This window comes from Collinsella sp. LCP19S3_A7, assembly GCF_052121995.1.
Taxonomy (GTDB): domain Bacteria; phylum Actinomycetota; class Coriobacteriia; order Coriobacteriales; family Coriobacteriaceae; genus Collinsella.
On sequence record NZ_JBQKDE010000026.1, the window covers coordinates 1 to 10,715 of the forward strand.

At 54.3% G+C, this 10,715-nt stretch carries 8 protein-coding genes and 2 pseudogenes; all 10 read right to left on the bottom strand.

Going from position 1 to position 10,715, the window contains the following annotated elements; genetic code table 11:
• Positions 1–111 precede the first annotated feature (111 nt).
• Positions 112–423: pseudogene (locus ACTQV3_RS08935) on the bottom strand (transposase); the annotation flags it as partial.
• A 104-nt stretch (positions 424–527) separates the two neighbouring features.
• Positions 528–1,889 (bottom strand): lipopolysaccharide biosynthesis protein, encoded by a 1,362-nt coding sequence (locus ACTQV3_RS08940; protein ID WP_441069351.1) that lies wholly within the window; start codon positions 1,887–1,889, stop codon positions 528–530.
• Entirely contained in the window at positions 1,879–3,006 is a 1,128-nt protein-coding gene (locus tag ACTQV3_RS08945) for a glycosyltransferase family 2 protein (RefSeq protein WP_441069353.1), read from the bottom strand. The genes ACTQV3_RS08940 and ACTQV3_RS08945 overlap by 11 nt, the downstream gene beginning before the upstream one ends.
• Positions 3,003–4,226 (bottom strand): glycosyltransferase family 4 protein, encoded by a 1,224-nt coding sequence (locus ACTQV3_RS08950; RefSeq protein WP_441069355.1) that lies wholly within the window; start codon positions 4,224–4,226, stop codon positions 3,003–3,005. Before ACTQV3_RS08950 ends, ACTQV3_RS08945 begins: the two co-directional genes overlap by 4 nt.
• A 2-nt stretch (positions 4,227–4,228) precedes the next feature.
• Entirely contained in the window at positions 4,229–6,178 is a 1,950-nt protein-coding gene (locus tag ACTQV3_RS08955) for an HAD family hydrolase (protein WP_441069357.1), read from the bottom strand.
• Between the two features lie 9 nt (positions 6,179–6,187).
• Positions 6,188–7,474 carry a glycosyltransferase family 4 protein gene (locus ACTQV3_RS08960; protein ID WP_124786268.1) on the bottom strand — a complete coding sequence of 429 codons (1,287 nt, stop codon included), beginning with the start codon at positions 7,472–7,474 and terminating at the stop codon, positions 6,188–6,190.
• 1 nt (position 7,475) lies between these two features.
• Positions 7,476–8,633, bottom strand: coding sequence for an HAD-IIIA family hydrolase (locus ACTQV3_RS08965; protein ID WP_441069359.1), 1,158 nt, complete (start codon positions 8,631–8,633; stop codon positions 7,476–7,478).
• A complete protein-coding gene (locus ACTQV3_RS08970; RefSeq protein ID WP_441069361.1) occupies positions 8,634–9,290 on the bottom strand; it encodes a D-sedoheptulose-7-phosphate isomerase in 657 nt (218 codons plus the stop codon).
• Positions 9,290–10,291, bottom strand: coding sequence for a GHMP family kinase ATP-binding protein (locus ACTQV3_RS08975; RefSeq protein WP_441069363.1), 1,002 nt, complete (start codon positions 10,289–10,291; stop codon positions 9,290–9,292). The genes ACTQV3_RS08970 and ACTQV3_RS08975 overlap by 1 nt, the downstream gene beginning before the upstream one ends.
• 34 nt (positions 10,292–10,325) lie before the next feature.
• Positions 10,326–10,592, bottom strand: a pseudogene (locus ACTQV3_RS08980) (sugar transferase); the annotation flags it as partial.
• Between the last annotated feature and the right edge of the window lie 123 nt (positions 10,593–10,715).

Genomic DNA, 10,715 nt, shown 5'->3' on the forward strand with positions numbered 1-10,715 from the left:
GCCATGCCCTCATGCAGGAGGGCTAGCCGCTCAAAAAGCGTGCGCGCTTCCGATGCTCAGGCTGCTCAATTTCCGATGATCTTTTTGCTCAAATCCTCTTGACGAAACACACTCGACGATGGCCTCCTCGACCGAGGTCTCGCGCCTGCGGTAGCGCTCGATGACGGCCGTCTGGAAGGTCGCCCCGCGGAGCTTCGGCACGCTGAGCTCGACTTCCCCGGCGCCCGTGACGAGCCTCCTCGTGTAGTGGCCGCTGCGGTAGGCCTCCCGGCCCGCCGTCCTCTCGTAGCGCTCGGCCCCGACGAGCTCGGACGCCTCCTCGTCGAGCAGTGCGTTGAGCGTCTCCTCGACGGTCTTCCTCACCAGATTCTTTATGTCGTTGCGCAGCGACTCCTCGTCGACTGATACGATGTTCGCAGACACGGCCCGTGCCCCCCTTCGTCGGTGATTTGTTGTTTAGTCGCTAGAAATCATATGACGGGGCGCGGGCCGTGTTCCGCTATGCGGTTGTCAATTTGCGAAAGAAATTATGCGTCACCGAACGCTGCCGCCGCAGCTGGCACAACATCTAGAAACGGCACTACCATATTTGCGACAAGAACGGAGAACACTGCTGCGGCAACGGAAGGCACAAAGTTAATTAGGAAAGATAGGGGAGGCTCCCCGAGCACCTTTCCAACAAGCAAGTAAGCTGTCACCATGAAATGCAGCACATACGCGACGGAAATCGCAAGGCCCAAGACCCAAAGTGATCCGGCAGCGATGCCCAAAAGAATTCCGACAACGGAAATGACCGTACAAATCAAACCCGAGCGAAACAGCGTGTCGGTGCGGCCCGCGCTCTGGAAGATTGCCCCAGAGGTCGAATTGACCATCTGGATTCCCACGGAAAGACCCAATGTGCCAAGCGCAGGTGCTGCCACAAGCCATTGATCCCCGTACATGATAAGAAGTATCTCCCGAGGGAAGGTGACTATCAGCGCCGTCGCGAACATTCCCACGACAGCCAACACCCTGCAGATAGCAAGCCAGCTCTTGTAGAGCCTACGTCTGTCGTCCTGATACTCTGAAAGATAAGGCTGCAGCACATTGCTAAAGATGCCGGTGAGGTAGTTGAGCGGGTACTGCATCACTTTATAGGCCTTATCGTAGTAACCCAGTTGAGCCGAGCCCATCATCGCGCCGACAAGAAGGTTATCCAAGTTGCGCGCAAAGTAGTTAACGATACCGAAGCCCGCCTGGAATCCCGAGAATCTCATGATCCGCCGCACCGGAACAATGAAATGAGGGTTCGTGAACGAAATTCGTGTCGAAGTCCAGTTCCACACAAACACAAAGAGCGAGGTAAGCACAACATTCCAAACCAAGGCGAAGCAGCCGAAACCCAAAAAGGCCAAAGCAACAGCCGCCGCGCCGGCGAAAACGCTCACCACCACCAGTCGCACGCTGATAGTCTTGAATCTCCTTTCACGCAAAAGAATTCCATTTGGCACCATGTTTAGAGTGTTGAAGAGCACCGACAGCGATGTTAAGCAGCAAAGCGGGATAAGGTCCCTGTCAACATACGCAGACGAAATGGGCAGAGACAGCAGGCAGAAAACACCGGCCAACACAGCTCCCAAGATAGCGGAGAAGAGAAACAATGCATCATAGTCGCTCTTTGTAAGGTTTTTGTACTGCACGATAGCGGTCGAGACACCCATGTCCGCAAGTATGGCAAAGAAAGATGAGAACACAGTGACTATGGCGACTGTGCCAAATTCCCTAGGAGTAAGCAATCGTGCCAAAACCATATTGATGACAAGTTGCACTACGACGTTCGCGTACTTAGACACGAGCTGCATACCCAAGGCCGACAGCATGGAGCTACTTTTAGCTTTAGTTGTCATTGGCGGACCTCCGCTCCTTGCCCACAGAACGGCCAAAGAGCATCGAGGGCAAGAGCCGTGCATACAATATATGCCATTGCTTTGGCCCGGCAGTCCTCATTCCGTTTTTACCAAACGGCTTTACGGCCCATGCCATAGAATCTGGTTGAACCGACCCCAGCGCCCAAAGTCTAATCTTTGACTTAAAAGAGCCGCATTGGAGTTTTGTAGATTCGAGCTTTTCCCAAGCAGGAAAACAGAATCGCGTCAGTCGCTTGTGAAACTTTTTGCATGCCTCCACCGACTGTGACGCCAGCGTAGCATAATTCACGAATAATAGGTCTACAGTGAACGCATCAAGACTCTTCATAAGCCCTGATGCATGTGCCACGTCGCTCTTCGCGACTGCACTTCGCAAAGCATCGAACATATCCAGATCGCATAGTGGGTCCAAATACATCTTGTCGCGCAGACTACCGCCTTGTCCGATTCTATAGTGGACAAGAATGTCTTCAATCCAGGTTATTCTATTGGCTGTCAACAATGACATAAGTACAAAATAGTTATCATTGCTGTAACGCAAGTTCTGATATTGCAAATTATTTTCGCGAATATGCGCTGCACGGTAGATCTTGTCCCATGGGCATGACGTGACAACTTGATAGAACTCATCAGCGAAGTCTACGGGACGGAAAGTTCCCACTTTTATCGATGAGCTATCATTAAGAAGCCGGCTCTCATCAGGCTCGTACTGTCCTTTAAACCAGTCGGCCCTGCATACCGCCACATCCGAACCATCGCGCTCAATTGCGGCTTTAAGGCGCGCCACCAGTTCAAATTCAAAGAGGTCATCCGCGTCCAAGAACATCAGATACTCTCCGCGCGCCAAATCCATCCCATGATTACGCGCTGCTCCTGCCCCAGTATTCTTCTGCCATATGTAACGAAAACGCTCATCGCAAGCAACATACTTCTCGCATATAGCGCGCGAGTCGTCCTTGCTGCCATCGTCAACGATTAGAACTTCTATGTTGTCATAGGACTGTCGAGCAAGACAGTCCAAGGCATCGGCCAAATGGGCCTCGGAGTTATAAACTGGAACCACGATGGAGACGAGCCCATCTACGAATTCTTTCACTCTACCTCTACCTCATAATGATCAGTTTCCAACAGATCGTCATAAAGAGCCATGACGCCCTCAGCGCTTTTCTCAGCAGTGAAACGCTGCGCCGATACTTCAGCCTCCAACCCAAGCCTGTGCCGCAAGAAAGGATCATCGACCAGCTCGCAAATCCGCTTCGCAAGCGCCTTTGCACCACCGGCCTTCTCATAGACCAGCCCGTTGATCCCGTCTTGTACAAGCTCAGGAAATGCACCAGAGTCAGAGACTACTGGCGGGACACCACAAGCTTGAAACTCAATGACCGTACGTCCAAACCCTTCATCGACCGAGCATGCCAAGCCAATGTCAAACGCGGGAATAACGGCCCATACATTCTCCGTTTCGCCATGAAAGCGAACAACTCCGTCAAGTCCTTCCGAACGAACGAATCGTTCAAGCTCTTCTCTAAACTCAATCAAGCCACCGCCGTAAACGTCGAGCGTGACTCGTCCGGGGAACATCTTCTCAATCAATGCGACAGCAACCACTGCATCCCTCGTGCCTTTGGCCTCTACGTAGCCGCCGAGAAAAAGAAGACGTATTACCTCACCGCACTCGTAATGAGCGATATCGCAGCTCTCGGAAATCTGAACCCCGTCATATACGGTGCAAATCCGCTCACTCGGAAGCCCAAGTTTGGCCCAGTATCGCGTGACGTACTGGGAGATTCCCACGAATGCGTCAGCACCACGAGCTAGGTACCCGACCGGATCCCGTCTATAGCTCCAGCACCTAAAATGAGAGAACGAGCACTCGCGCAGATGTACAACATGCGGGATTGAATGCCTGCTCGCGAGCATCATGCCCAAATCATTGCGCGGCACATTGGTATGAATGACATCAACATCATCAAAGTCAACGGCCTTCTCGGCCTCATGGACAGCCGACATGAGTCCTCTAACATACTCCGCTAAGCAAAGCGTCCATTTGACGGGAACCTTCCAATTCGCCTGCGGTCGAGCGACCAGAAACTCGCCGTGATGCGTCACAACAGTACGAACGCCCGCATCTTCAAGCCGCTTATTAAACGGAGAGTCCTGAGCAGTGAGGACCGTGCACCGATATTCACTTGTTCCAATAAGGCAATGGCAGAGTTCCTCCAACGCTTCGGCAGCACCCCCGACAGTCGCAATGTCAGCAATGAAAACCACGTGCCTTTTTCGATGGTTAAACGCCGACCTCCCACGACCAGCCATTATCAGCAATCCCCTTTCAAAACGCCGTAAACAACGTCATAGGGAAACGGTATTTTGAACAACTTCTTACAGAAGCCCACCTTCCAACGAGAGGAAAAAAAATCCTTCTTAAAAAGCCCCGGATGCAATAAGTAATGGACAAGAGAATCTGGGTTCGCCAGCATAACGGTCGATCCATCGTCCATAAAACGAAAGAAGCCGAATCTATCCACCTCCTCCAAGGTGGGCTTGAGTCCGTAGCATCGCAGAGGCTCGAAGAGCGCAGATGGCTTTATATCGCAATCATACTTGCTGTCAAATCTCGAGTACTCAGCCACAAATGCAACTGCACCGTTTTGAATTTGCCCAACAAGCTCAGACTCGTTAGATTCTTCATCGGTCGATATATCTCCATATTCATATGGATACAATTCAGCAATCACTTTACCGTCGTCTGACGCAACATAACGCTTGGTTGACCCTTCGTGTGCAAGGAAGCACGTCTCGACCAGTCCGAGAAATGCGCCGGGAAAATACTCACCCAAATAGCCTTCGGCTTTAAAGTCAAGTTCATCATTAGGAACATCAAGGCCCAAATAACAACCAAACAGTCTCGCATCAATGCCGGCTTCGCCAAGGATGCGCTCCAGAGACCTCTGAAGACTACCGTGCCAGCCGATATCAACCACAAGACATTTGCCCAACAAATCACTGGACTCAAAGTACCTTACTGCAGCATCGAATTCTCTTCTCGCGGCAGACAGCGCCTCAGCCTTAAGAACCTCCCATGTAGTTGCATACTCCCCTATTTCGGAGAGAATGTGGGCATCTTCCAAAACGGTGTCAAGTGACAAGCCGGTGGAAAACGAACCACGACGCAACCGATCGATACCAAGAGCATCCAAAACAGAAGAGAACGTCACGTACTTAGTGTTCGGCAAAACAGCTTCGAGGTCCTTCCCACAGCGACAGCACGGAAGCCTCAAAGCGCGCCTCGACACGTGGAGATAGGATTCTTTTCCGTTAAAGTCGGGATACATGGCATCGAACGCCCTTTTAACGAGATACCCGTCCCTCGACAAAAAGAAAATGGAGTCGGCATTTTCTCGCTCTGCCACCTTTTTAATCATCCTACAAAAACCAAAGAGGACCGGTCCAAACACCTCGGCCCCGAAACGCCAATAGAAATCCTTTTCTGGACCAACGATATTACGGGCAACTGAATAGACGCTAGCCATATCTCGGGAAGGAACGCAGTAGCGCTTTGGCAATACGTTGCCGTAGTCGCGTGAAATCAAAAAGGAATCAAATCCAGCAGACTTGCACTTCAGATAGTCGGCACGAATAGAGTCTCCTATATGAAGACACCTGTCCCCGTCAATCCCCTCTTCTTTTTTCACGAGGGTGTAAAGCGTTCCACTTGCCTTGGTAGCGTTGTACTCACTCGAAACATAGAGGTTCGAATAGCCAGAATATCCTGCCCTATCGAGAATCTTCGTGATTACAGCAGCCGACATATACATGTCAGACACTATGACGACCCTCTTGCCTTGCGCAACGGCATACTCGAAAACAGCCTTCATGGGCAAGCAGGCAACACAAACATCCAGCTCGACTTCCACTTCAAGGGCTTTTAAAACCCGCCTGCAATCCTCTTCCACATCGAGCTGTTCGTATATCTCGTCTAGCGTAACCTCCTCGCACTTCGACTCGCCGCGCGCGCTGACTTCGGCACAGCAGCGCGCAATATGAAAAGAGGAAAAATCACCGTATCCGCGCGATGAATACAGCTTAGCGACCAAATCGAAGACATCATGAGGGTCACCAACGTTGCGCTTAATCAGCGTGTCGAACACATCGAAGGAAATGAGATCGTGAGAGTCCACGGCACGCTTTAACTCTTCGTAGCTCACTATAGGGTCCTTAGACAGCAGACCTTCTAATGCTCTTTTAACTGATTTCTTAACGACCATTTTCTCCGCCTATGCATTAGGTACGTTCATCGCATAATCCAAGCATCGGCCCAAGTTGTTGACGCTTGTTTTCCAATCATGATTCATACGAACATATTCTTGACCTGCAAAACCTATGCTTTGTCTCAGGCCACCATCACCGAGCAGCTCTTCGCAAGCGCTCGCAAGCGCTTGCGGCGTCTCAGCAACAAGCAAGTCAACGCCAGGCTCGCAAGTCAATCCTTCAACGCCAAGTGAATTGGTCACCACCGGCAAACCCATGCCCATGGCTTCAAGTACTTTTGTTTTAATTCCAGACCCATAAGCAAAAGGACAAAGCATCATTTTGCACTTAAGCAGCTCACCGCTAATCGTTTTAACCCTGCCAGAGAAGCTAACTTGGCTGAGGGTTCGATATGATTCCTCAATATCTTTCGGACAAACTCCGATAACCCTGAAACTCAAATCTGGAACTAACGGAAGAATCTCATTACAGATATAGTGTAAAGAAGCCTGATTCGCAGAAGTATTGAAATTGCCAACGAAACCAAGGTCATATTTCTTTGCAAGCGGTTCTTGTGGTAATGATTCTATTTTTGCACCCACGGTTGCGCTGAAACATTTGTTAGTGTCGAGCCTCCTATCTAACTCCTGTGCTTCTTTGGGAGAAACGAACAGCACGGCTGAGGATTTACGAGCATACCAGTCCTCAGCTTCCCTTACGCGCGCGGACTCTATTGACAAAACTACTTTGCCAACAACCCCATTAGCTGCAAGCTTGCCAACAATTCCAGGAGACTGCACTGCATAATTTCCGAGAAAGTTGCCCCCTTTCTCGTTTATCTGGCGCAAATATCGTTTAGACAGCAAGTCATCGTAATCAAGTACAACAGGACACCCAAGATCATCCAGAGCATCGATATAGGGCGCAAATCTAATCATGTCAATAATGATGACATCAGGATTAATGGTCGCGCAAAAGGAGCGTAAGGCTGCCTTATTATCTTCGCTTTGATATAAAGCGCATTGAAGAGGCATGTGTTTATTGAACGCTGCGCTAATAAGATTTTTGACTTTAATCAGAGACGAAATAGGGGATGCCACTCGAACATCTTCTAGAAATTCTGGTCTAGAATTCGCCTCATCAGCTTTCTGTCCTCCCTCAAGAAAGGAATAGACATACACATCATATCCGAGCTGTTCCTTTAAACCTTTGCAGTAGTAATAAAGAGATACTTTTCGCCCGCTGTCAGCAGGCCAAAAAAGTCTTGAAGTAATGAACAGCACTTTCTTATTGGCATTTTCAGTCAAGAGCACACTACACCCCCGCCCATTCAAAATCTATCCCAGCCTTCATAGCGGCATTTTTATCAGTCACCTTGTCGCCATACATGACGCAATCTTCTGGCAGAGCAGCGAAATCTATCATTGCCGACAGAAGCATCCCCGGAGCCGGCTTGCGACATTCGCACGGCCCCGTGTAGTCGGGGTGGTGCGGACAGAAGTACCAAGCGTCAACATGAACGCCGAGCTTCTCCAGCTCGTTTTCCATGTAGCGATGGAGGCGACGCATGTCGGCCTCGGTGTAGAGGCCCTTGGCGATTCCCGCCTGGTTGGTCACTACGACGACCTTATAGTCGGGGTCGTCGGAGTAGCCGCGCATGATGTCGACCGTGGAGGGGATCAGCTCGAGCTTCTCCGGCTCGTACAGATGTCCCGTGTCGACATTGATCGTGCCGTCGCGGTCGAACAAGGCGAGCTTCCACGACTTTGCGAGCGGCGCGAGCATCGTCTGTGCGAGCTCGTAGTCCTCGGGCACGCCGATGTCGATGAAGCCGCCCGCGCACTCCACCGCACGCAGTTCCCCGTCGCCGACGACGCGCTCGAAGTAGTCGCTCTCCAGGGAGAACTTCTCGGGCATGTTATTCAGGGCGTCCCTGCGCAGAAGGTAGACGCCTGCGTTGATGAGGCCCTCCTCGCACGGGCGCTTCTCGTGGAACGCTGTCAGGGAGCCGCCGGCGTCCACGTCGACCGTCCCGTAGCGCTCGAAGCCGCGCATGCGCTTGACGGCGATGACGGCAGAAACCGAATCCGGCACATTGACCGCAGCGGCCTCCATCGCCTCGAAGTCGACATCGAGCCAGGTGTCGCCGTTCAGGACGAAGACCCAGTCCGATTCGCACCTACTCAAGGCCCTCTTAACGGCGCCGCCGGTGAGCAGCGGCGTCTCCTCGGGACTGTATTCGATTGCCGTGCCGCGGTACGCGGGGCCAAAGAAGCCCTCGATCTGCTCGCGGCGGTAGCCGTCGGCGACGACCGCGCGGTCGAAACAGGCGGCGGCCAGCTGGTCCATTATGAAGCGCAGGAACGGCCTGCCGGCCACGGGCGCCATGGGCTTGCACACGTCGGGAACGACATGGGCGAGCCTGGTGCCGAAGCCGCCGGCGAGCACGATCGCCTCGCGGTAGGGGCGCATCTACTCGGCACCCCCGAACATGTCGGCCTCCACCGCGGCGCACAGCACGTGGTAGGTGGGAAGGTGAAGCTCCTGGACGCGGAAGACCTCGTCGCGGGGCACGCGGACGCACACGTCGGAGATGCCGGTGAGCTTGGATTCTCTAGCGCCGGTGAGCGAGACCACGCGCACGCCCTTGGCGCGGGCGACCTTGGCGGCCTCGACGACGTTGGCGGAGTTGCCCGAGGTCGAGATGGCGAGCAGCACGTCGCCGGGCTCGCCATAGCCGTAGACCTGCTGGGCGAAGACGCCGACGGCCGCCTCGTCGTTGCCGAACGCGGTGGAGAGCGCCGTCTGGGAGACGAGCGAGATGGCGGGAAGCGACCCCTCGAGCCATGAAGGGGCCTCGCAGCCGTTGGCTTCGCGGTAGGCCTCGGAGAAGGCCCCGTCGACGGGGCGCTTGAAGCGGAAGCTCTTCATGAGCTCGCCGACCGTGTGCTCGGAGTCGGCCGCTGAGCCGCCGTTGCCGCAGACGAGCAGCTTATTGCCCGCGCGGAAGGACCCGGCGATCAGGTCGCGCGCGGCACGGACCTCGGCCTCGCAGGCCAGCATCTCGGGGTAGTTGACGAAGAAGGTGGACAGGCACTCGTCGCCCGTCTGGGGGCACTTGGTATCCATTAGCGTGATCCCTCCAGGTCGTAGTCCTCGGGCCCGTAGTAGGCGACGGAGGTTCCGCCGTCCTCGAATTCGAACGGTATGTAGAGCATGTCGGACATGGAATTTCGCACGGACTCCTGCGCGTCGGGCTCCACGTAGAAGACGAGGAACCCTCCCCCGCCGGCGCCCAGCAGCTTGCCGCCCAGCGCGCCGGCGTTCATGCCGCGCTCGTAGAGGGCGTCGATGGAGCCTGTGGATATCTGCGAGCCCGTGCCGCGCTTGAGGCGCCAGGTGGTGTCGAGCAGGCGGCCGAACTCGGAGAGGTCCGCCGACTTGTCGGTGAGGACGCCCTCGGCCACGTCGACCAGCGCCAGCATCTCCTTGAGCTGGGCGGTCTTGTCCGAGACGCGGTTGGCCTTCTGCATGTCCGAGGAGAAGCGGGTGAAGCCGGTGAAGAACATCATCAGGTTGGAGTTGAGCTCGCGCTTGCGCTCGGGCGAAATGACGACCGGGCGGACAGAGAAGTCGCCGTCGGCGAAGTCGATGCGGTTAAGGCCGCCGAACGCCGCGGCGATCTGGTCCTGCCAGCCGCCGGCCTCGGCGCACAGATCGCGCTCGAGCCTGATGGCCTCCCTGGCCAGGCGGTCCTTGGAGGCGTAGGTGCCCTTCATGCAGTGGAAGGCGTTGAGCATGCCCACGGCAAAGGACGAGGAGGTGCCCAGGCCCGACCGGGCGGGAAGGTCGGCCTCGTAGGAGATGCGCATCTCGCGCATGTCGAGCATCTGCATGGCGTTGCGCACCGCGGGGTGCTCGAGCTCGGAGGGGTCGGAGACCCGCTCGATCCTGGAGTAGATGAGCTCCGTGGAGTAGTCGAAGAAGCGCGGCAGGTGGCGCGCCGTGACGTAGCAGTACTTGTCGAACGTGGTCGAGATGACCGAGCCGCCGTACTCGTTGAAGAACTCAGGCATGTCCGTGCCGCCGCCGAAGAACGACATACGGAAGGGTGTGCGAGTGATAATCATTTCTCAAGAACCTATCTTCAATAACTAAAGGGAATTAACTAGCGCCGCCGCCGGTAATGACCTCGACCACCGTGAGCAGCACAATCTTGATGTCGGTTAGAACGCCTCTCTTGGCGATGTATTCCAGGTCACGTTGCACCATGCCATCGAAATCGGTGTCGTTGCGCTCGGTAACCTGCCACCAGCCGGTGATGCCGGGCTTCACTGCCAAACGTTGCAGGTCGTACTCCGTATACTCCGCAACCTCATTCGGCAGCGGCGGCCTGGGGCCAACCACGGACATCTGACCCAGAAACACATTTAGGAACTGCGGGTGTTTAGGGCAATCTGATTGTTGCTAGTGCGGCACCCATTCTTTTCATCTACGGAAACGAAAAATTTCAGAAAAGGCAAAGGCATGCCGACCAGCTAGGCCTACCGTTGC

Coding starts and splice junctions, on each gene's coding strand:
- ACTQV3_RS08955 (WP_441069357.1), bottom strand. CDS start 6,178: ATGGTCGTTAAGAAATCAGTTAAAAGAGCATTAGAAGGTCTGCTGTCT.
- ACTQV3_RS08975 (WP_441069363.1), bottom strand. CDS start 10,291: ATGATTATCACTCGCACACCCTTCCGTATGTCGTTCTTCGGCGGCGGC.
- ACTQV3_RS08940 (WP_441069351.1), bottom strand. CDS start 1,889: ATGACAACTAAAGCTAAAAGTAGCTCCATGCTGTCGGCCTTGGGTATG.
- ACTQV3_RS08970 (WP_441069361.1), bottom strand. CDS start 9,290: ATGGATACCAAGTGCCCCCAGACGGGCGACGAGTGCCTGTCCACCTTC.
- ACTQV3_RS08950 (WP_441069355.1), bottom strand. CDS start 4,226: ATGGCTGGTCGTGGGAGGTCGGCGTTTAACCATCGAAAAAGGCACGTG.
- ACTQV3_RS08965 (WP_441069359.1), bottom strand. CDS start 8,633: ATGCGCCCCTACCGCGAGGCGATCGTGCTCGCCGGCGGCTTCGGCACC.